At 67.1% G+C, this 22,390-nt stretch carries 16 protein-coding genes and 1 pseudogene; 9 read left to right on the top strand and 8 right to left on the bottom strand.

From position 1 onward, the window contains the following. Positions 1–66 precede the first annotated feature (66 nt). Entirely contained in the window at positions 67–1,071 is a 1,005-nt protein-coding gene (locus tag PSm6_RS26985; protein ID WP_265168775.1) for a TerC family protein, read from the bottom strand. Between the two features lie 356 nt (positions 1,072–1,427). Here PSm6_RS26985 and PSm6_RS26990 point away from each other — a divergent pair, with 356 nt between their 5' ends. The 3 genes from PSm6_RS26990 (at position 1,428) to PSm6_RS27000 (ending at position 2,946) form a co-directional block, all read left to right on the top strand. Then, on the top strand, positions 1,428–2,018 hold the full coding sequence (locus PSm6_RS26990) for a YopT-type cysteine protease domain-containing protein (protein WP_043244546.1): 591 nt from the start codon (positions 1,428–1,430) through the stop codon (positions 2,016–2,018). Between the two features lie 81 nt (positions 2,019–2,099). After that, on the top strand, positions 2,100–2,489 hold the full coding sequence (locus PSm6_RS26995) for a GFA family protein (RefSeq protein WP_265168776.1): 390 nt from the start codon (positions 2,100–2,102) through the stop codon (positions 2,487–2,489). After that, positions 2,482–2,946 carry a hypothetical protein gene (locus PSm6_RS27000; protein ID WP_265168777.1) on the top strand — a complete coding sequence of 155 codons (465 nt, stop codon included), beginning with the start codon at positions 2,482–2,484 and terminating at the stop codon, positions 2,944–2,946. The genes PSm6_RS26995 and PSm6_RS27000 overlap by 8 nt, the downstream gene beginning before the upstream one ends. A gap of 2 nt (positions 2,947–2,948) precedes the next feature. On the opposite strand, the gene PSm6_RS27005 is transcribed toward PSm6_RS27000, so the two are convergent. From PSm6_RS27005 to PSm6_RS27035, 7 genes are all read right to left on the bottom strand, one after another. Next, positions 2,949–3,647: a pentapeptide repeat-containing protein gene (locus PSm6_RS27005; protein WP_043244549.1), complete on the bottom strand. Its 699-nt coding sequence runs from the start codon at positions 3,645–3,647 to the stop codon at positions 2,949–2,951. A 173-nt stretch (positions 3,648–3,820) separates the two neighbouring features. Beyond that, positions 3,821–5,500 carry an ABC transporter ATP-binding protein/permease gene (locus tag PSm6_RS27010; protein WP_265168778.1) on the bottom strand — a complete coding sequence of 560 codons (1,680 nt, stop codon included), beginning with the start codon at positions 5,498–5,500 and terminating at the stop codon, positions 3,821–3,823. Further along, positions 5,497–8,310 (bottom strand): M16 family metallopeptidase, encoded by a 2,814-nt coding sequence (locus PSm6_RS27015; protein ID WP_265168779.1) that lies wholly within the window; start codon positions 8,308–8,310, stop codon positions 5,497–5,499. The genes PSm6_RS27010 and PSm6_RS27015 overlap by 4 nt, the downstream gene beginning before the upstream one ends. A gap of 30 nt (positions 8,311–8,340) precedes the next feature. Further along, positions 8,341–11,229: a TonB-dependent receptor gene (locus tag PSm6_RS27020; RefSeq protein WP_265168780.1), complete on the bottom strand. Its 2,889-nt coding sequence runs from the start codon at positions 11,227–11,229 to the stop codon at positions 8,341–8,343. A gap of 138 nt (positions 11,230–11,367) precedes the next feature. Next, a complete protein-coding gene (locus PSm6_RS27025; protein WP_265168781.1) occupies positions 11,368–12,372 on the bottom strand; it encodes a FecR family protein in 1,005 nt (334 codons plus the stop codon). 100 nt (positions 12,373–12,472) lie between these two features. Beyond that, the gene (locus PSm6_RS27030; protein WP_031288342.1) at positions 12,473–12,979 is read right to left on the bottom strand and encodes a sigma-70 family RNA polymerase sigma factor; all 507 of its coding nucleotides are present in this window, start codon (positions 12,977–12,979) and stop codon (positions 12,473–12,475) included. 100 nt (positions 12,980–13,079) lie between these two features. After that, entirely contained in the window at positions 13,080–13,985 is a 906-nt protein-coding gene (locus tag PSm6_RS27035; RefSeq protein ID WP_043244557.1) for a hydrogen peroxide-inducible genes activator, read from the bottom strand. Between the two features lie 267 nt (positions 13,986–14,252). On the opposite strand from PSm6_RS27035, the gene katB reads away from it, so the two are divergent. The 6 genes and pseudogenes from katB (at position 14,253) to PSm6_RS27065 (ending at position 22,378) form a co-directional block, all read left to right on the top strand. Next, positions 14,253–15,716, top strand: coding sequence for a catalase KatB (katB, locus tag PSm6_RS27040; RefSeq protein ID WP_043244592.1), 1,464 nt, complete (start codon positions 14,253–14,255; stop codon positions 15,714–15,716). A gap of 49 nt (positions 15,717–15,765) precedes the next feature. After that, a pseudogene (locus PSm6_RS27045) lies at positions 15,766–16,278 on the top strand (ankyrin repeat domain-containing protein); the annotation flags it as partial. A gap of 1,031 nt (positions 16,279–17,309) precedes the next feature. Then, positions 17,310–19,406 carry a zinc metalloprotease gene (locus tag PSm6_RS27050; protein ID WP_265168783.1) on the top strand — a complete coding sequence of 699 codons (2,097 nt, stop codon included), beginning with the start codon at positions 17,310–17,312 and terminating at the stop codon, positions 19,404–19,406. 63 nt (positions 19,407–19,469) lie between these two features. Then, complete coding sequence (locus tag PSm6_RS27055; RefSeq protein ID WP_265168784.1) at positions 19,470–19,769, top strand: hypothetical protein; 300 nt, start codon at positions 19,470–19,472, stop codon at positions 19,767–19,769. 183 nt (positions 19,770–19,952) lie between these two features. Continuing rightward, on the top strand, positions 19,953–21,446 hold the full coding sequence (locus PSm6_RS27060) for a flavin-containing monooxygenase (RefSeq protein WP_265168786.1): 1,494 nt from the start codon (positions 19,953–19,955) through the stop codon (positions 21,444–21,446). 101 nt (positions 21,447–21,547) lie between these two features. Further along, entirely contained in the window at positions 21,548–22,378 is an 831-nt protein-coding gene (locus tag PSm6_RS27065) for a PA3715 family protein (protein WP_265168787.1), read from the top strand. Positions 22,379–22,390 lie beyond the last annotated feature (12 nt).

The following is a 22,390-nucleotide window of genomic DNA, read 5'->3' on the forward strand; positions in this document are numbered from 1 at the left end:
GCGCAGCCTAACAAAAAGCCCCCTCGGCGCGTCAGTGCGCGAGGGGGCGGGTGTGACGCCGCGCCATCAGCTCGCGCGGTTTTCCTCGATGGGCTGCGGCGCCTGGCCACGGGTCTTGTACAGCGACAGCAGCACGCCGCCGACCAGCAGGCCCAGGGTCACGCTGAGGGAGATCACCGCCGGGATCTTGCCGATGATGCCCACCAGGAAGATCTTCGTGCCGATGAACACCAGCACCAGGGCCAGGGCGTACTTCAGGTAGGCGAAGCGGTGGATCAGCGCCGCCAGGGCGAAGTACAGGGCACGCAGGCCGAGGATGGCGAAGATGTTCGAGGTGTAGACGATGAAGGGGTCCTGGGTGATGGCGAAGATCGCCGGCACGCTGTCGATGGCGAACACCAGGTCGGCGCACTCGATCATCACCAGGGCCAGGAACAGCGGCGTGGCCCAGAGCACGGTCTTGCCGGTGGCATCCGCCTGGCGCACGAAGAAGCGCTGCCCGTGCAGGCTATCGGTCACGCGCATGCGCCGGCGCAGGAACTTCACCAGCGCGTTGTTCTCCAGGTCCGGGTGGTCATCCACCTTGGAGAACAGCATCTTCACGCCGCTGATGGCCAGGAACACGCCGAACACGTAGAGGATCCAGCTGAACTCGTGGATCAGCGCCGCACCCAGGCCGATCATCACGGCGCGCAGCACGATCACCCCCATGATTCCCCAGAACAGCACCTTGTGCTGGTACTCCCGGGGGATGGCCAGGAAGCTGAAGATCATCGCCATGAGGAACACGTTGTCCATCGACAACGATTTTTCGATGAGGAAGCCGGTGAGGTAATCCATGCTGGCGTCGCCGCCCTTCTGGAAGAACACCCAGAGGCCGAACAGCAGGCCGGCGGTGATGTAGCCGGCGGAGAGCAGCAGGCTTTCCTTGACGCCGATCTCGCGGTTATCGCGATGCAGCACGCCCAGGTCGAAGGCCAGCAGGGCGAACACCACGGCGAAGAAGACCAGCCACAGCCAGGTGGCGGTGCCGAGGAAGTCGGAAAACAGGAACGTATCTAGGGCGGTCATTGGAGCCCCTCCTTGCAGTCGAAGTTGTACAGACTGTGATTCCGACATCGCGGTATTAACCGCCAGAGGGGCCCGGCTTCACGGCAGATAAATTACAGAATCCCGGGGCAGGCGCTCAACGAGCGGGCTTTTGCAAAGTGTTTCCTGCGCGTCATGCGAAAGCCCCGCCCGTAACCGGGTGATCTTGACTGCGCACAGCCCTGCATGAAGGCTGGAATTGAGCATGAGGCCACCTCGTTGTCGTCTATTGACAGCACTCTGACGCTGGCTAGCCTCAATCGCCTCCGTTGTTGCATTCCCTCAGCCAACAGGCCAGAAAGCGCAACGAACGCCCACCCCATGAACAAGGAAGTGTCATGACCATCGCACGCCATAAGGTCAACCAGTCCAGCGCCCTCGCCTGCACCGGGAACAATGCCCGGGGCGTTTGCCTCGAAGCCTGCCGCCGCTGGGTCAGGGCCGTTCTGGCGGGCCATCTGACACCCGGTGAAACCATCTACGACATCATCGGCCCGGAGACCATCCAGGAACTGCTGGAGAGCCACAGGCAACGCAACAAGAAAAGCGACAACAGCATGGAGGGATTCGGCCTGACGGTGACCAAGCGGGAAGGCGGCGGCCCCTTCAAGAAATTCACCGGGCTGCGCACGCGCCAGGATGTGATCGACCATGTACTGGCGATCCCGGGCGCCTACATCTATGTGGTGGATGGCGCCGATGGCGGGCATGCCCTGGCGTTCAGCAGCCTCGACAGGGAGCACGTGCTGTTCCTCGATCCCAATGTGGGCGAGTGGGAGCTCATCAATGAAGACCAGGCGTCGATCCGCAACTGGTGGAAGGACTTCTGGGCAGGCAAGGGGTCCGAATTCAAAGGCCTGGTCAGCTACAAGAAGGAGTACCACAAGGGCGGCCGCGAGCTCTGGCAGTACAAGGTCGTGACGCTTTGAACCGTTGAAGCCGCCGCACCACCGGCGGCCCTCCCCGTGCTAGATTTCGCGACCATTCCAGCGAGGCCCAGGGAGGCGGCGATGACCACGGATCTCCATCAGGGCGGTTGCCTGTGCGGCCAGGTGCGCTTCGAGGTGCAGGGCCCGCTCGAAAACCCGCACACCTGCTCGTGTGAGTTCTGCCAGCGGCACAGCGGCGCGCTGACGGTGACCTGGGTGGAAGTGCCGCGCGAACGGCTGCGCTGGACCGGCCCCGCCGGTGCCCCGGCGACCTACCGCTCCTCCGACTATTCCAGCCGGGCCTTCTGCGCCCACTGCGGCAGCTCCCTGGGCGCCATCGACGACGAGCCGACCATCGCCCTCCTGGTGGGCAGCCTCGACCACAAGGATTCCCCCGCGCTGATGCCGACCTATGAATCCTTCGAGGATGGGCGCCCCGCCTGGTGGCACGCGGGGACGCGGCATGACTGAAGCCAGTGCCGCGAACCCGGGGAGCCTCGCTTCGCTGATCTGGTTCTGGTACGGCGAGGAGGAATATCGCCGGCTGATCCTCCTCGGTGAACTGGGCCCGGCGCTGCAGTTCCTCGCCGGAGACGCCGATTGGCAGCTGGCGAACATCGGCTGCTGCGCCGACTGCGACCTCTGGTCCTCCTACCTCGATCACCTCGAGGCCTTCGTCGAAGGCTTCCCGCCACGGCTCCAGCCCCGGGCACATGGGCAGCTGCAGGCGCTGCTGGCCGCCTGCATGACCCTGAGCCACGGCGCCTACGTCAACCTGGAAGGCAACAACTTCGAACACCCTGCATGGGCGCCGCTGCGCGCCGCGGCGCAGGAGGCCCTGGCACTGCTGGGCTGGCAGGAGATCGAGGCCGACATGCCGGCGCTGGTGGAGGATTGCCGCGCGGCCCTGGAGAAGTGGCCGGGCTAGTTCTACAGGACGGTCAGGCCCAACCCCGACAGCAGCATCGACGCCTGGGCGCGGGAAATGATGGCGCCGTGGAACAGCTTGGCATCCACCAGGCGCAGGCCGTCGAGGCTGGCCTCGCGCAGGTCGGCCTGGTCGAAACGGGCGTTGTTGACCCGCGCCAGGGACAGGCTGCCACCCTCGACGAACACCGCCTTGCGGAAGTCGCAGTAGCTGAGATCGGCTTCGGCGAAGTCGAGGTTGTACAGCTCGCCCTTGTAGAACGACAGCCCCGAGAGGCAGGCGCTGCGCAGCACGCAGTCGTGGAACACCATGCCCAGGGTGGAGGTATCGCTGAAGTTGGCGCCGGTCAGCTTGCAGCCTTCGAAGCGCGCCTGGGCCAGCTTGCTGCGCTGCCAGCGGCTGTTGTTCAGGTCCGAACGCAGGAAGCGCGCATCGGTGAGTTGCGCCGAGCGGAAGACCGCCTCCGGCGCGCGGCAGCTGATCCACTCGGTGGCTTCGAGCATGGCGGCGGTGAGGTCGGCAGCGGCAAACAGGCAACGCTCGAAGCGCGCGCCGGAGAGCTCCATGCGCGACAGGTCCTGCCCGCTGAAATCCACCCCGTTGAAATGCAGCGGCAGGCTCTGCCCACGCAGCAATTCGGCCAGCGATTGCTGCTCCAGCTCATCCGGGCCCACCTGTAGATAGCCGTCCACAACCTGCATCGCACCGCCCCGGAATCGTCGAAAAGGCGCCATGGTCGGGGCTCCGCGACGCCCCCGTCAATATTGACGGGAACGCCCCTGCTGTGAACAAAGCACCCGCCATGACCTATGCGTAGCCCGGGCGTAGGGTGGGCCGGGCGGCGCTCCGCTTCAGCCCACCAAAGATGGCCCTTCTACACCGCCACCGCTTCCGCCAACGGCGCCGACTCCAGGTTCAGCGACCGTTGGAACAGGCGTTGCACCGTCGGCTGGTGGCTGATGCCGATCACCGTGGCCCTGGGCAGCGCCTGGCGGATCAGTTCCAGCAACCGGCAGGCACTGGCGTCGTCCAGCTGGTTGGTGGCTTCGTCGAGGTAGAGCGTGTCGGGCTGGTACAGCAAGGCGCGGGCGATGCTCAGGCGCTGCTGCTCGCCACCGGACAGCTCGCGGCTCCATTCGCGCTCATCCCCCAGCCGCTCCGTCAGCGCGTCCAGGCCCACCGCCTGCAGCACCTCGCGCAGGCGTGCGTCCTCCGGCAGGGCCGTGGCGGGATAGGCCAGCAGGTCGCGCAACGGCAGGCTCGGCAGGTAAGGCTGTTGCGGTAGCAGCAGGCTGCGCCCTTCGGGCAGTTGCCAGTCGCCCCGGCAATAGGGCCAGAGCCCCTGCAGGGTGCGCAGCAGGGTGGATTTGCCCAGGCCGCTGCGACCCTCAATGCGCACCCACTCGCCCTTAGCCACCGAGGCATCTACGCCGGCCAGCAGCAGGCTGCCATCGGGGCGCAGCACGTCCAGCTGGCGCACGCAGAGCGCCTCGCCGCAGCAGGGTTCGCGCACCTGCACGCGGCTGCGTTCGATGGCCTGCTGGAACTGGCCGAGGCGCTCCACCGTGGCGCTCCACTCGGCCAGGCGCCAGTAGGCGTCGATAAACCAGCTGAGGGAGTTCTGCACCGCATTGAAGGCGCTGCGGATCTGCATCAACCCGCCGAGGGTGATGGTCTTGGCGAGGAAGGCCGGCAGCGCGGCGAACACCGGGATGATCAGGCTGACCCGGTCGTAGCCCACGGTGAAGAAGCTCAGGCTGCGCTGACGGTCCATCAGCCGCCGCCAGTTGTAGGCGATGCGTTCGAAGCGCTCGCCCAGGTGGCGCTGCTCCACTGCTTCGCCGCGGTACAGGGCGATCTGCTCGGCGTGGTCACGGCGGCGCAACAGGCTGGCGCGGAAGTCCGCCTCGCGGTGCTGCTGCTCGTAGTTGAGGCGCTGCAAGGGGCGGCCGATGCCATGGGTGATGGCCGTGCCGACGATTGTGTAGATCACCGCGATCCACACCAGGTAGCCCTCGACGGTGAAGCTGTGGCCCCAGAGCGTGAAGGTCTGGGTGCCCGACAGCCCCCAGAGAATGGAGAGAAAGGCACCCACCTGGGCCATGTTGGCGATGAAGGACACCAGCAGCTCGACGCTGCGGTCCACCAGCAGCCGGATGTCTTCGGCGATGCGCTGGTCGGGGTTGTCCGGCTCGCCGTCGAAGCCCAGGCGGTAGAAGGCCTGGCCCTGCATCCAGGCGCCGATGGTGCTGGCGGTCATCGCCCGGCGCCAGCGCAGCACCACGGCCTTACGCAGCCAGTCGAGGTACACGACTATCACCACGTAGCTGCCGATGTAGAGCGCGTACTCGCCCATCAACCTATACAGGTCGTCGGTGCGGAAGGCGCCCAGGGTGTCGTAGAACACCTTGCTCCAGGCGTTGATCAGCACGTTGATCTGCACCACCAGCAAGCCGAGGCCGATCACCGTCAGCAGCATCAGCCAGGCCTGCCATTGCCGGCGATCGCCCCAGAAGGGCCACGCCAGCGTGAAAAAGGTGCGCAGGGTCTTCAATGGGAAGTCCTCAGTACCGGCGCCGGGGTCAGCAGCACCTGCACCCGGTTGGCCGGGTCCGCCAGGCGCGTGGCCAGGCCCTTGAGTGCCTCCACCTGCAGGGCGTCCGCCACTGCCGACTGCTGGGCGAGGTAGCGCGGGTCCTGCCATTTGCGTTCGCTGAGCACCAGGCGGCGCAGCTGGGTTTCCGCATCGTCATGGCGCAGCCCTTCCTGGCGCACCAACTCGCGACGCAAGGGCGCCAGGGATTTTTCGTCGATATGCCGGGGCAGCTCGGCCAGGGTGCGTCGCGCCAGTTCGCGCAGCTCGTCCAGCCGCGCCGGGTCGCAGGAGAAGCTCAGGCGGCTCTCGATGCGCCGGCTGTCGGGGTTCAGTTCGGCATCGAAGTTGAGGCTGTAGATGCCCCCCGCCTCGCCCCGCAGCGCCTGCTTGAGGCGCTGCCGCGCCAGCTCCCGCAGGGCGGCGACGCGCGCGGCGTCCTGGGGGTTCCATTCGTGCGCCTGGTAGCTCAGCAAGCGCAGGCTGGCGCGGGGTTCAAGGGCCATTTCCAGTTCGCCCTGGCGTTGCCCCGGCTGCTGCAGGGCGGAACGGCTTTGCAGCGGCTGCCCACGGGGAATGCTGGCCAGCTCGGCGCGCACCCAGCCCTCCAGCTGCTCGGCCGGTACATCGGCCATCAGGTAGTAGGTAACGGGCGCACGGACCAGGCGCTGCCAGTCCGCGTCCAGGGCGTCACGGCTCAGCGCGGCCAGTTCGTCGCGGCTCGGCAGTACCCAGCCGTCATCGCCATGACTGAGGCGGCGCTGCAGGTCGTCCTGGCGTTCGCGCACGCTGTCGCGGCTGCGCTGAATGCGCTCGCCCAGGTCCGTGCGCGCCGCTTCGAAGGCCTGCGGGTCGATGCTCGCCTGCTGGCTGAGCCGGTAGACCTGCAGCAGTGCCTGCACATCCACCGGCGCGCTCGACTTGCCGGCCGGCGTCGGCAGGTGGCCGAGGTCGATTTCCAGGCGCTGGGCCTGCTGCTCCAGGGCGAAGGAAACCCGCTGTTCGCTGCGCCACAGCCGCATGGCCTCCGGGCTCCAGCCCGCCGGCCCGCTCTGCCCGGCCAGTTGCGCGGCCATCTGCACACGCCAGGGCTGCATCCCCTCGACCATGAAGCCGGCGGAGGATTCGGCCTTGAAGCCCACACCGCCCTTGGCACCAGGCTTGCGCAGCCAGACCAGGCGATCACCGTTGCTCAGTTGCCAATGCTCCACCTGCTCGGCCGCGAAGCTGCGCCGCGAGACGATCTCGCCAGGCGCGCCGGGGCCGGGCACCTCGGGATGGGTGACCACGGGCTCGACCTCCGGCTGCCAGGGCTGAGGCCGCGCCAGCGGCTGCACGGCCAGTTGCGCGTTCAGGCGCTGCACCTCGGCGACCGTGGGCAGGCGCAGGGGCGTGAGGCCGGGCGCGCTGAGCTGCAACACTTGGTCGGGGCTGTCGACCCAGGTGCGCAGGCGCTGGTTGATCTCATCCAGGCCGACGCTGTCGAGCACGCCCAGGTAGGCACGGGCGATCACATGCTTGCGCTGCACCGGGCGACCCAGCACAGCGGCGTCGTTGAGTTCGTTGATCCAGCTCTGGAAGTCACGGGTATCGGGCCGTTCGAGCATGCCCTGGGCGATGCTGCGCACCCGGGCCTTCTGAGCGTCCATGTCCGCCTCGCTGATGCCGAAGCGGCGCAGGCGCTCGACCTCGCCCAGCAATTGGCGCAGCGCCGCATCATGGCTCTCGCCGGTCACCCCGGCGGCCACGCCCAGTACGCTGGAGTGGTTGCCGATCTGGGTCTTCTGCAGGCTCAGGCTGCGCACCCCGGGCTGCAGCGGCTGGCGCCGCAGCTGGGCGAGCATGGCCGACAGGGTGAGGCGGTCCACCAGGCGCTCGCGCAGCCCGTCCGGCCCTTCGGCACGGCTGGCCGGCTCGTGCAGGCGGAACAACAGGGCCACCTGGTTGCTGCCACTCTGGCTGTCCTGCAGGTGGAAGATCTTCAGTTTCCCGTCCAGGGGCAGCTCGCGGTGCTCGCGGCTCGGCACCGCCTGCCCGGGCACCTGGCCCAGGGCCTGCTCGATGGCTGTCGCGACGCGCTGCGGGTCCACGTCGCCGACGATGCTCAGCACCATGTTGCCTGGCTGGTACCAGCGCTGCTGGAAGGCCTTGAGCACCTCCACCTGTGCCGCACGGATGGCCGCCTCGTTGCCGATGGTGCGGTGCTCCGGGTAGCGCGAACCGACGCGCTGGGACGCGGTGCGCTGGTCGTTCATGCGCTGGGCGTTGCCCAGGCCGCCCCGCCATTCCTCCACCACCACCGGGCGCTCGCGCTCCAGGTCCTCGGCGCGGTAATCCCCGGCGAATACCAGGGTGGCCAGGGCCTGCAGGGCCGGCTCCAGCTCCGCCGCGCCCTTGGCCGGGCTGAGCAGGTACTGGGTGCGGTCGTAGCTGGTCACGGCGTTGTAGTTGCGGGCCTGCTGCCAGCCCAGGGCCTCCATGCGCTGGCGTACGTTCACGCCCTGCCCGCCCCGGCTGTAGAAGGCCAGGTGCTCCAGCAGGTGAGCCACGCCGACCTGGTCGTCCGCCTCGTCCACCGAGCCGGCGCGCACCGTCAGGCGCACATCCAGCCGCCCGGCTTCGGAACGGTCCTCGACCACTCGGTACTCCAGGCCATTGTCCAGTTCGCCACGCAGCACGCGGTCATCCCAGGGCAACCGCTCGCCCCCGCCCAGGCTCGCGCAGCCGGCCAGCAGCAGCGGGCCGAGCAGGCCCGCGATCATCTTCTTCATCAGGAAATCTCGGTCGTTCTTATGGAGGGGTCAGAAGCGGTAGCCGACTTCGAGCCAGTACTGGCGGCCGACTTCGTAGCTGGTGGAACCGGATCGCGTGACGATGGGATTGACCTTGTCCATCACGTTGGTCACGTCCACCGCGGCGAATACCGCCTGGTCGGTGCCGGTGGGGACTTCCCAGTAGACGCGGGTGTCCCAGGTCGGTGCAGCCGGCACCGAGGCGGCGTCATAGACGTCGTATTCAACGCCATTGATGGTTTGCTGATCCCCAGTGAAGACAATCTGGTCGTACTTGCCGCGGTAGCGGAAGAAGTTGCTCCAGGTGATGTTGAGCGCAGGGATATCGGTGATGGTGGTCAGCCGCGCGGTCCAGGGGCGGTTGAAGTCATCGGAAGGCAAACCGCTCCAGGCCATGATCTTGCCGTCGTAGATCACATCCTCGTCGGACTCTTCGGCGTCAGTGATGATGCGCTCATAGCCCTGCATGTTGCTCTGGGTCTGGCTCCAGTTCATGGCGAGCTGCAAGGAGGTGGCAGTGCCGAAGCCCTTCATCTTCCAGTCCGGCGTGACCGTGAAGGTGACGTTGTCACTGCGGCTCTTGCCGATGTTGGAAAACACGTAGTAGTTGCGGATCAGGGTGACGCCGTCGCCCGGCTCCAGGTCGAGCGTGTTGGCGCTGGCACGGAACACCTGGTCACGCCCTTCGCGGCGAACGTACTTGAGGTCGAAGGTGGTGTCGTACCAGCGCTGGGTCACGCCGAGCGCCAGCTCGTCATCGTAGGGAATGTCCAGCTGGCGGAACGAGTTCTCGTTGACGCCGTAGTTCACCCAACCACCGAAGTCGGTGATCTGGTTGCCTGTGCTGGCCAACCGCGTGCGACGCCAGCGCAGCGCCTCGCGATCATTCATCAGGCGATAGGCGAAGAGATTCCTGCCGTAGTAGCGGTTCAGTCCACCGGTGAGCAGCGTGCTGCGATCACCGAACAGGTCGTACTCCATGGAGAAACGCGGGGCGAAGGTCTTCTTCGCCATGTAGTCGTCACCGTCGAAGCGCAGGCCCGGGCGCAGCGTGAGTTTCCCTAGCTCGATCCTGTCCTGCATGAACAGCCCATAGCGGTTTTCGGTCTGCTCGACCTCCCCTTCGCGGTAGTAGTTGAGAAAACGGAAATACTGGCGGACCGGAGCGCCCTCTGCGTTGACGCTGACCGAGCAGTAGTCGTCGTCCTGAATGCCGCTGAGCGTCCTGCAGGTGAGGTTGCCACTGGTGTTTGCGGCCAGGCTGAGCGTCGTGGCGGTATAGATATCGGACGAGCGCTCATAGCGGCCGGTCTTGGTTTCGAGCTCGAGCCCGGTCTGGAAGTTATGCGTCACTCCCGCCCAGGTCAGCGGCAGCCAATCGGCCTTGAACACATAACTGGCGCCTACCTGGGTCTGTTCCAGATCGCCGTTCCCGCCCTCGAAGCTGGTGGCAGCCGCAGAGAGAACGCCATTGCGATAAGGGTTACCCCAGTTCTTGTCCTGCGACCAACGCCAGTTCTTGAAGACGTTGCTGTCCGAGGTGCGCGTGCTCTCAAGGTTGGTGTAGGCGAACGTGTGCGTGTAGTTGGCGGCGTCTCCCAGCCATTTGGCGACCATGCCCGCCTGGTACCCCCCTTGGTGAATCTGGGAGCCCGAGTTCTTGACGTTGGAGCGGAAATACTCCGCCTCCTGCGGCGCATGGGTGAGGCTGAAGCTCATATCGAGGCGGTCATTCACTGCCCAATAGGACTTGAGCATGAAGTTGTCGATCTCGCGCCGCTGGTCTTTCTTCACCGAATCGCCCTGGCTCTGAAAACCGCCGTCATAGGCGAACAGCGGAATGACCGAGGTCTTGCGCGAGAACGCGGCCATCACACCGAAGTCGTCGGTCAGGTGCCCTTCGACCATCCCCCTCAGGGTGAGTTTCTCGAACTCCGGTTGGTTCTGCGCGTCACTCGACTCCTCGAAGGCGGTCTTGTCTTCGTCGGCGATGTGGAATTTGGTCCATTCCGAACGGGTCATCCCGGCGGATAGCTTGCCGTGCAACTCCTGGCTGGGACGACGGGTCTTGGCATCCACGACGCCACCGTTGAAGCCGCCGAATTCCGCCGGCACGTTGCTGTCGTAGACGGTCACGGACTCCAGCAGGTCGGCGTCCAGCGCAATGCCGTGGGCCCGGCTTGGCAGTCGTTCGAGGTGGGTCAGGTCTCCCCAGGAGTGCTGCCCCGGGTCGAGGTCGTTGTTGATCGAGACGCCATCGATCATGAAGTTGTTCTGGTAGAACTTGGCCCCGTTGATGCTGATGTCCGCCGGGTCGATCTCGCCGCCGGTGTTCGAGCTCTTCTGCTCGGTGCTGAACTGCACGCTGGGGTGCATCTGCAGCAGCGTGGTGATGTCGCCGTTGGCGCCGGGGAAGGCTTCGATGGCGCGGCGATCGATCACGGTCTCGCCCTGAAAGCCGCTCTCGGGTGGCGCCCCCAGCACCACGGTATTGCCCAGTTCGATCACGTCCCCGCCCGCGCTTTGCAGTGCATGGAAGATGACATTGCCGTATTGGAAGCTCCAACCGATGCCACTGTCCTGCAGCAGCTTCTCCAGGGCCTGTTCGCTGGTGAGCGAGCCCTTCACCGGGCGCGACAGCTGGTTCGCCAGCAGCGCGGAATCCATGGTCAGTTGCAGCCCGCTCTGCTGGCCGAAGGCGATCAGCGCGGCGGCCAGGCTCTGGGCCGGGATGTCGAAGGCGTGGGCCTGCTGCAGGACGTTCTCGCTGGCGGCCGCTTCGGCGGCCTGGGCCGTGACGCTGCCCAGGGCGCAGCAAAGGCCGAGTGCCCCCGCTCCGGCGGCCCGGCCGAGTTTCCTGCGTAGTGCGCTACTGAGGCTGTTGGACTGCTGTTCCATCTGGCTCCCCGCGCGGGCAAATCGGCCCGCCAATCAGTGAATGCGAATTGATCGCAGTTGCTGTGCGAGGCAAAGGACGGGACAGCTCGGAAATTTTTCAGAAAAAAGTGAAAAAAGTTTTCAGAGGCGCTGCTGGCGTCATTCGCCGCGGGAAATCACCAGCAGGTAGGGGCTCCAGGATTCGACCCGGCCGCCATGGGGTTGGGCCATGCCGCGCAGGGCCGCTTCGGGGTTGCGCAGGTCGTAGACGCCGGTGATGCGTTGCTCGGCCAATTGCGCGTCGCGCAACAGCACCGTGCCCGGCAGGTAGGGCTTCAGTTGCTCGACCATGTCGCCGAAGCGCGCGTTGTCGGCGATCAGCTGGCGGTTGCGCCAGGGCGCCACCTGTCCCACGGGCAGGGTGCCGCGTTGGGCCTGGTGGTCGCCGCCATAGGCGAGGGTCTGCCCTGCCGTAAGCGCGGCGGCCAGTTCGCGCCCGGCATCGCGGTCGGCGACCCGCACCGAGCCGTGCACCACGGCCACGGCGCTGCGCGCGCTGCCGAGGTCGACGTTGAAGGCGGTGCCGGTGACCTGCACGTCGAGCGCGTCGGCCAGCACATGGAAGGGTCGCGCGCTGTCCTTGGCCACCTCGAAGAAGGCCTGGCCACGGAGCAGCTTCACGTCACGGCGCTCGCTGGAGAAGACCACGGCGATGGCGCTGTCGCCGTCCAGTTGCAGGCGGCTGCCATCCGGCAGGTCGATGGATTTCAACTCGCCCCGGGCGGTGCGGTAGTCAGCCTCCAGCGGTGTGCGCAGGCCAGCCCCCAGGCCCAGCACCAGGCAGGCGGCGATGGCACCGGCCAGCCAGCGACGGGCATGGCGACGACGCTGCGGTGAGCGTGTCGGCAATGGAATGACCTGTGCTTCAGGCTCGGCAGCGGGCGGCACCGCCGGCCAATCCTGGCGGGTGGTGGCCTGCAGCTGGCCGGTGAGGCGCCAGAGCCGTTCGGCCTTGCGGAAGGCTTCGGCGTTGTCCGGTTCGGCGTCGTGCCACGCCTGGAACTCCGTCGCCAACGCCGCATCACCGGGTGCCTGCTGCAGGCGCAGCAGCCAGTCCAGGGCGATATCCCGGCGGGCTTGGGGTTCGGCGTGGGGCATGGACATCCAGTCTCCGGGGGCTGAAACGGCGCGAGAGGGTCGCACATTGCGGCCATCCTCGGCAAAAGACGTTTCTCCGACGTGTTTTTTCAGAAATTCATCGACCTCAGCCATCGGCCTGCTCCAGACGTGCGGAACAGTGGGCCAGCGCGTCATGCACCAGTTGATGGACCAACCCCACCGACACGCCCAGGGCGGTGGCCACCTGTTGCAGGGTGTAGCCACCCAGGCGGTGCATCTCGAAGGCGGTGCGGGTGCGCTGGGGCAGTTCGGCCAGGGCCTCGCTGATCAGCTGCAGCTCATCGATGCCGGCCACTTCGCGTTCGGGGGACGCCGTCTCGGCCGGCAGCTCGGCCAGCACGGCATCGCCGTCGGGCTGGCGCCGTTCGGTGGCCAGGCGCCGGGTCAGGTCGAGGGAGAGGTTGCGCACGATGCGGTACAGGTAGCCCACCGGGTGGCCGATGGCCTGGGCATCCGGCTCGCGGCCATCGAAGCGCAGCCAGGCTTCCTGGACCACGTCCTCGGCGCGCGCACGGCAGCCGACAATGGGCGCGGCGTAGTCCACCAGTGCGGCGCGATGGGCGAGATAAAGGGAAAGTTTGTCTGCGGGCAAGATCACTGCACTGCTGGCTGGCCGGATTGGGTGGTTCGACTCAAATGATAATCGTTATCATACATGTCGCCCCGCCCCTCCACCAGAGCCCGCGCGCCGATCAGCCGTCTTCCCTACCCGGCCCACGGGATACCGAGCACAGGCGCACCGAGTCGGCCAGCACGTCGATGGCGCGCGGCCTGGGGAAGCTGGCGCGCCAGGCGATGGCCACCTGGCGGAACGGCACCGGCGCGCTGAAGGGGCGGATGGCCACGGAGCCCGGCGAGTAGTGGTGGCCGCTCACCGCCGAATGGGGCAGCACCGAGACGCCGAGCCCGGAGGCGACCATGTGGCGGATGGTTTCCAGGGAGCTGGATTCCACGCTGGCACGCTGGGTGGCCGGGCACACCTCCAGCACCCGCTCGCGGAAGCAGTGGCCCTCCCCCAGGATCAGCAGTTCGGCATCCTCCAGCGCCTCGGCCGAGAGACGCTGCTCGGCCGCCAGCGGGTGGTCGGCGGGCAGCAGCACACAGAGGGCTTCGTCGTAGAGCACCTTGGTCAGCACATCGGGCTCGGAGAACGGCAAGGCGACGATGATGGCGTCCAGCTCGCCTTCCCGCAGCCGCTCGCGCAGCACGTGGGTGAAGTTCTCCTCGATGTACAGCGGCATCTGCGGGGCCACGGTGTGCAGCTGGGGGATCAGGTGCGGGAGCAGGTAGGGCCCGATGGTGTAGATGGCGCCGACCCGCAGCGGCGAGGACAACTGGTTGCGCCCGGCGTGGGCCATTTCCAGCACGGCGTTGGCCTCGGCCAGCACCTTGTGCGCCTGCTCGATGATGCTTTCGCCGATGGGGGTGAGGTAGACGGCGCCCTTGCTGCGCTCGAAGAGCAGCACGCCGAGGTAGTCCTCCAGGCGCTTCATGCCCACGGAAAGGGTCGGTTGGCTGACGTGGCAACGCTCGGCGGCGCGGCCGAAATGCTGTTCCTGCGCCAGGGCAACGGCGTAGCGCAATTCGGTAAGGGTCATGGGTCGTCCTGCGTGCGAGCCGCTTGCGCGGCCTCCTGGTGAAATCGGGGTGGGGCTTGTACCCGAGAACTCTAAGCAGGCGGCGCGCGTAGGACCTTTAATATTTCCTAATCGCCAGGCTGACCAAATCCTATTATCCGCCCCCTCCCGCGCTCCCTATGGTTCAGGCCGCAACACCCGAACCAGAGACATCAGGAGACGCAAATGTCCAGATTCCAACGCACCGCCCCCGGCCTGCTGGCGGCGGCATGCCTGTTCAATCTTTCCATGGCTGTGGGTGCACCACTGACCCGTGACAACGGCGCCCCCGTAGGCGACAACCAGCACTCTCAGACAGCCGGGCCGAATGGTTCCGTGCTGCTGCAGGACGTGCAGTTGATCCAGAAGCTGCAGCGCTTCGACCGCGAACGCATCCCCGAACGGGTGGTGCACGCCCGGGGTACCGGCGCCCACGGCGAGTTCGTCGCCTCGGCGGACATCGCCGACCTGACCGTCGCCAAGGTCTTCCGCAACGGCGAGCGCACCCCGGTGTTCGTGCGCTTCTCCTCGGTGGTGCACGGCAACCACTCCCCGGAAACCCTGCGTGACCCGCGCGGCTTCGCCACCAAGTTCTACACCGCCGACGGCAACTGGGACCTGGTGGGCAACAACTTCCCCACCTTCTTCATCCGCGACGCCATCAAGTTCCCGGACATGGTCCACGCCTTCAAGCCGGACCCGCGCACCAACCTGGACGACGACTCGCGCCGCTTCGACTTCTTCTCCCACGTGCCGGAGTCCATCCGCACCCTCACCCTGCTCTACTCCAACGAAGGCACCCCGGCCGGCTACCGCTTCATGGACGGCAACGGCGTGCACGCCTACAAGCTGGTCAACGCCAAGGGCGAGACGCACTACGTGAAGTTCCACTGGAAGACCCTGCAGGGCATCCGCAACCTCGACCCGAAGGAAGTCGAGGCCGTCCAGGGCAAGGACTACAGCCACATGACCACCGACCTGGTGAACGCCATCGCCAAGGGTGACTACCCGAAGTGGGACCTGTACATCCAGGTGCTCGAGCCCAAGGACCTGGCGCGCTTCGACTTCGACCCGCTGGACGCCACCAAGGTCTGGCCCGACGTGCCCGAGCGCAAGATCGGCCAGATGGTGCTCAACCGTAACGTCGACAACTTCTTCCAGGAAGCCGAGCAGGTCGCCCTCGCGCCCTCCAACCTGGTGCCGGGCATCGAGCCCTCCGAAGACCGCCTGCTGCAGGGCCGCGTGTTCGCCTACGCCGACACCCAGCTCTACCGCGTGGGCACCAACGGCCTGTCGCTGCCGGTGAACAAGCCCCGTGGTGCGGTGAACAACGGCAACCAGGACGGCAGCATGAACGTCGGCCACACCAGCAGCGGCGTGAACTACGAGCCGAGCCGCCTGCAGCCCCGCGAAGCCACCGCCAGCGCCCGCTACGTCGAGACGCCGCTGCAGGGCAGCACCCAGCAGCGCGGTATCCAGAGCGAGCAGAACTTCAAGCAGGCCGGTGACCTGTACCGCTCCTACGGCAAGAAGGACCAACAGGACCTGGTCAACAGCTTCGGCCAGTCCCTCGCCGGCACCGACAGCGAGAGCAAGCACATCATGCTGTCCTTCCTCTACAAGGCCGATGCCGACTACGGCACCCGTGTCACCAAGGTGGCCGGTGGCGACCTGGCCAAGGTGAAAGCCCTGGCCGCCAAGCTCACCGACTGACCCACCCAACGCCGGCCCGCACACGCGGGCCGGCTTACGGAGGCCCGAGATGAAATACACACTTCTCACCCTGCTGCTCTGGGTCGGCCTGGCCCAGGCCGAGCCATCACCCGACCCGGCCACCATCAAAGCCGAACTGGCCCAACGCTATTTCGACGCCGCGCGCGAAGGCCGGCTGGATGTGCTCCAGGCCTTCATCGACGCCGGCTACGACCTGAACACGCAAGACACCAAGGGCTACAGCGCCCTGATCCTCACCGCCTACCACGGCCACGCCGAAGCGGTGGACGCCCTGCTCGCCGCCGGCGCCGATCCCTGCCTGCAGGACGCCCGCGGCAACACCGCGCTGATGGGCGCCATCTTCAAGGCCGAGCTGAGCATCGCCCACCGCCTGATGAACGCCGCCTGCCCCACCGACCAGCGCAACGCCGCCGGGCAGACCGCCGCCATGTACGCCGCGCTGTTCCAGCGCACCCAACTGCTGGATCAGTTGCGCGAGCAAGGCGCCGACATGCAATTGAAGGACGCCCTCGGCAACGATGCCGAAAGCCTCGCGCGGGGGAGATCCGTACCCGTTGAGGGGGTTGGTGATCACAGAGGCGGCAGCGCTGCGCACCGCTGGGCGAATGAATTGGCTCTGTCTGCGTTAGCTGTTGTGGTTTTAATGCAGGCGCTCAAGCACGGTGCTTTCCGGGCACCCAAGGGTTTGTGCCACCTCCACCGCATGGGTTTCGCTTCGCTCTACACCATCCTACGAAAGCCTGTGCGCACCACGTGGCGATGCGCTGGACGAAGAAAGTTGGAGCAGCCGCCAACGCCCCTCCAGGAGGCCGAACGCAGTCGTTGCGCCGGGGGACGAGCGGCATGGATGCCGCGAGAGGCGCGCCAGGCCATGGATGGCCCATCGCGCCGGCCCCCAGACGACGCTTGCGGCGAACGCACTTCAGTGCGGCCCGAAGGGCGAGCGTAGCGAGTAACGGCGATGGAGTGAGGGAACTCGACGCAGTCGGGCCGGATGATGGGGCAAGCCCTTTTGGTTCCTTTTCTGGCGACATGGCGACTGAGAAAAGGGACTCGCCCGGGTGGGCGAAACCAGAAACATCACCAGAGCTCAGCAATCAGCTGGACTCAAATCCTCTAGCAACACTTAACGCAGACAGAGCCAATGAATTCGCCCCTACAGAGTTCCCCTCAGCCGCCACCCGAGGGTGAGCACGGGTGGGCGGGTGGGCTTCAGCCCACCAATTCCCGATGCACATGGCCGACCAAAACCCCTCGCCCCCTCCCCACGCAAACGCCTTTCCGGCATATCGACAAGCACGAAAAGTTCGGTTGCGCGGGGCTCTGTAGCGGCGCCCTTACAGGGCTCCCGGGCGCTCCGACAACCGGTCGCTCCGCACGGCCTGCGGGCGATGGGCGGCGCTATGCAGGGCCTGGCGCAGTCGCATACTCACCGGGCCATGCGCACGTGGTACGCATGACACGACCCTAAAAAAGGAACCTTCCAGGGGTGTCGTACCGGCGTCATGCAATGGCTCGCGTGGTTCGGAGTACGGGCAGGGTGCGCCCCTTGTTGAATAGGAGTGTTCAACGATGTCCAGCCTCGACAAAACCCCACCCATGCCTGATGTATTGCCGCCCGAGCAGGAAGACGCCCGAACGGCCAGCGCCCTCCCCCCTATCAGCGAACTCCCCAGGCAAGTGCCCGGCCCGATCATCGTGCCGCCGCTGCGCAGCATCCGCCCCGGTTGCTGGCTGCTCAACTACAAGCCCACCGGCGCGCCGCTGGTGTCCTATGACGGCACCCTGCGCGTGGAATCCCACAGCGCCGGCCGCACCGCCAGCGGCGACCTCTACCAGCGGCCAACCCTCTTCCTGCCGCTGCCCATCGCCTCGCCGATCCCGCTGCTCGGCAGCCGCCCGGAAACCAGCCTGAAGCCCATCCTCCTGGCCGGACCCAACCCCGCCTCGGGCATCCCGATCCTGTCGCGCTCGCGCTACCGCTACTACATCCGCGTCACCTCGCTGCCGGAGAACTTCTACCTGGGCAACAGCTTCCACCTCGGCTTCGAGCTGTGGCGCTTCACCGCCCCCAACAGCTGGGCGCTGGACTCCAAGCTGACCACGCAGATGGTGCGCATGGCAGGGCCGGCGGGCTATCCCTCGCCCTCCGACTACGCCGAGGGTGATGTGAAGAACGCCGCCAACGCGGTGATCGGGCGCATGACCATGGGCTGGCTGTCGAGCTACTACCGCCGCTGCACCGTGGAGATCGACACCGTCTCCGGCTCCGAGCAGCCGACCAACAGCGGCCTAGGGCACACCTGGCAGACGGTGATGGACGCCGTGGGCTGGCAGGTGGCGGTGAACCTCAGCGACACCAACGTCGCCGAGGCCAGCGGCAACTCCTGGTCCGACGCCGAGATGCATGCGGCGATGCTGGCGCGGCGCGCGGTGGTCAACCTCGACACCGAGTGGCGCTACCACGTGCTGGCGGTGAAGAACATCGATTCCACCCCGCGCGGGATCATGTACGACAACGGCGGCACCGACTCCAACAACGTACCCCGCGAGGGCATCGGCATCGCCTCCCACTGGACCATCGCAGCCGGCTGGGGAACGGTCAGCGGCAAGCGCTTCGGCACCGCGGCGGCGCCCTACTTCCGCACCGCCGTGCACGAGATCGGCCACGCCATGGGCCTGTACCACAACTCGGCGGACTTCGGCTTCATGTGCACCAGCGACGTGATCGCCGCCGCCGGCACCCCGGCCACGCCCTTCCCCAGCAACATCCAGTGGTCCTTCCACCCGGACAACCTCAAGCAACTGCGCCATTACCCCGACCCCTTCGTGCGTCCCGGCTCGGTGGCCTTCGGTAGCGCCTCCACGGCGATGCCGAGCATCACCCCGACGGACCTCGAAGCCGAGGTGCTGGGCCTGGACCTGGACGTCACCCCGCTGCTCGGCGAACTGCCCCTGGGCGCGCCGGTGCGAGTCGGCATCGCCCTGGTCAACCGAGGCGACCAACCGGTGAGGGTACCGGCCAACCTGAGCCTGAAGAGCGACTTCGTCAGCGGCAGCGTCATCGACCCCGCCGGCACTACGCGCAGCTACCGCACCCTCGTGCATTGCATCGAAGACCAGCCCTACGCCCTGCTGCAACCGGGTGAGCGCATCAGCGAATCCATGACCCTGATGCGCGGCGCCGAAGGCGCGCTGTTCGGCGTCCCCGGCGTGCACGAGGTGAAGGTGGAAGTGCACTGGGAGATCGACGGCATGGTCGCCCATGCCGCCGGCAGCGCCACGGTGATGGTCACCGCAGCGGTCGAGGCACGCCACGCCGAAGCCGCCCATCGGGTGCTCTCGACGCCCGACGCGCACCTGGTGCTGGCCATCGGTGGCGACCACCTCACCGAGGGCCTGGACGCCATCCAGGCGGCGCTGGATTCGCCGGTGCTCAAGCCACACTTCGCCGCCATCGCGGCCAAGCGGCTGGCCAAGCGTTTCCACAAACGCAAGGCCGATCCGAAGAACGCCAGCGCATTGCTTGACTACGATACGGTGATGAGCGACGCCGAACGCAGCAAGCTGACCACCCTCATCAGCGATGCCGGTGGTGTGCTCAAGGACCTCGGCAAGGCGCCGAAGGCCCGAGCCAGGCCCACCAACCTGGCGGCCGGCGCCAAGTAGGGGCGACAGGACCGGTGCGAGGTGCCCCCAGGCACCCCGCACCGGCAACCACCGGAGCACGACATGACCGACCTGGAAAACCAACTGCTGGGGCAATGGCGCAAGAGCCAGTCCCCACCCTGCGCCACCAAGTACGCCAGCAGCCTGCGCTTCGACGCCAACGGCCTGTACAGCGGCACCCCCGACGCCCCCGGCGGCTTCACCTGGTGGGACAGCGGCACCTGGCACATCGAGAGCCCCGGCCGCGTCACCCTCTCCACCGCCAACGATGCGCTGGTGAGCTACGGCTACAGCCTCGACGCCGACGGCCTCACCTTCACCGATCCCAGCGGCTGCCGCTTCAGCTACCGACGCGAGCATTGAGCCGCCCCCCGTAGGTCGGGTGAAACCCGACATCCCGGCATCACTTTGCCCGCGGGTTTCACCCGCCCTACACCCGGACAAAACCCCCGCGTGCCCGACAACCCGCCAAAGGGCCGGCGAGCAGCGACGGCAAAGCCTGCTATGACTTGCACAACACAAGAACAACAAGAAGGAAGGCCGACCTTGAACGACCATCACGACGTGCTGATCATCGGCGCCGGGCTCTCGGGCATCGGCATGGGCTGCCACCTGGTGCGCGAGGCACCGCAGATGGACTTCGCCATCATCGAGCGGCGCCAGGCGGTGGGCGGCACCTGGGACCTGTTCCGCTACCCCGGCATCCGTTCGGACGCCGACATGTTCAGCTTCGGCTTCGCCTTCCGCCCCTGGGACCAGCTCAAGACCCTGGCCGACGGCGACACCATCCGCCAGTACATCGAAGACACCGCCCGCGAACATGGCGTCGACAGCAGGATCCGCTTCGGCCTGGCCTGCACCGAAGCCTCCTGGTCCAGCCGTGAGCGGCTGTGGACGGTCAAGACCCGTGACGAGGCCAGCGGCGCGCAGCGGGTGTTCACCGGGCGCTTCCTGGTCTCCTGCGTCGGCTACTACGACTACGACCAGGGCTACCAGCCCGACTTCCCCGGCATGCAGCGCTTCCAGGGCCGCCTGATCCACCCGCAGCACTGGCCGGAAGACCTCGACTACAGCGGCAAGCGCGTGGTGGTCATCGGCAGCGGCGCCACCGCCGTGACCCTGGTGCCGGCCATGGCCGAGCGCGCCGGCCACGTCACCATGCTGCAACGCTCGCCCAGCTACATCATCAGCGTGCCCGGCAAGGACGTGGTCTCCGCCGCCCTGCGCCGCGTGCTGCCCGAGCGCTGGGTCTACGCCATGGCGCGCACGCGCAACATCTGGCTGCAGCGGGTCATCTACAAGGCCGCGCGGCGCTGGCCGGAGAAGGTCCGCGCCTGGCTGCTGGGCAGCGTGAAAAGGCAGCTCGGCGGCAAGGTCGACATGCGCCACTTCACCCCCAGCTACATGCCCTGGGACGAGCGCCTCTGCGCGGTGCCCGACGGCGACCTGTTCGCCGCCCTGCGCCAGGGCCGCGCCTCGGTGGTCACCGACCGCATCGCCACGTTCACCGAGCAGGGCATCGCCCTGGAATCCGGCGCCGAGCTGCCGGCGGACATCATCATCAGCGCCACCGGCCTGCAACTGCGGGCCCTGGGCGGCATCGACATGGTGGTGGACGGCCAGCGCAAGAGCCTGTCCGACCGCCTCACCTACAAGGGCGTGCTGGCCCACGGCATCCCCAACATGGGCTCGATATTCGGCTACACCAACGCGCCCTGGACGCTCAAGGCCGATATCGCCTCCAGCTACCTGTGCCGCCTGTTCAACCACATGGGCAAGCACGAGCTGGAGGTGTGCACACCCCGCGCGCCGGAGGGCGAGATGGAGCCGGGCAGCGTCATGGGCGCCCTGCAGTCGGGCTACGTGCAGCGCGGCGGGGACCTGCTGCCGCGCCAGGGCCGCCACCTGCCCTGGCGGGTGCTCAACCACTACGAGCGCGACCGCGAGATGCTGCTGCGCCAGCCCATCGCCGACCCGGCCCTGGAGTTCGAGCCGGCCCGCGAACCGGTCGGCGCGCCCCTGGCCACCAACGCTGGCTAGGCCGGCAACGGCCAATCGGCAGAAATGCGAACCGGTCAGCCACTCCGCCCCCCGCAGCGGCGGCTAGAATGTCGGCCTTTCCCCCACACGGAACCGTCGACATGGAGCGTTACCGCCGCCTCGCCTCCTGGGCTCCCCGCCTCGCCCTGCTCGCCTGCGCCTGCCTCGCCGGCCAGGCCCAGGCCCGCGACCCGCAACCCTGCGTCGCACCGCTGATCGACGCGCTGGCCAAGCAACTGGGCCAGCACGACTGGGCGATGCCCGACGCCTACAACGAAGGCCCACTGGTGGCCGCCGCCTGCAAACCCTGGCCGGACGACAAGGCCCGCTCGGTGGTCGCCCTCGCCTACGTCCGCCCGGGCGATGAAGGCATCTCCGCCGGCGAACGCAGCCTGGCCCTGCTAGTGGCCAAGGTGGACGGCAAGAGCGGCGCATTCCTGGAGCGCTACGACGCGACCCTGGACGAAGACGCCGTCACCGAGGTGAGCGCCGGCAGCCTGTGGCTGGACACCGCCCGCTACCACCTGGCGCCGGGCGTGCGCGCCTTCGGCCTGGTGTTCGACAGCACCGCCCGCGGCGCCAGCTGCCCGGACGGCGGCTCGGACCAAGAGCTGACCCTGTTCGCCCCGGACGGCAAGGCCCTGCGCCCGGTGCTCAGGGCCTACCTCAGCGAATGGACCACCATCAAGGGCACCCTCTGCGTCAACGACCCGGACTTCATGACCGAAAGCGCCAAGGTCACCCTCGACATCGCCAAGACCCGCAGCAACGGCTTCGCCGACCTGGTGCTGACCGCCAAGGTGACCGGCGACTCGGCCGCCGGGGAGAAGTACCTGCGCACCGAGCGCAAGACCCTCAAGTACGACGGCAAGCAGTACCCCCACGAAACCTTCCCGCGCTTCTGGGAGCAGCCGGCCAGCACCGCGCAGTAACCGGCGCCATCA

Origin of the sequence: Pseudomonas solani, assembly GCF_026072635.1 — a bacterium.
Taxonomy (GTDB): Bacteria; Pseudomonadota; Gammaproteobacteria; order Pseudomonadales; family Pseudomonadaceae; genus Metapseudomonas; species Metapseudomonas solani.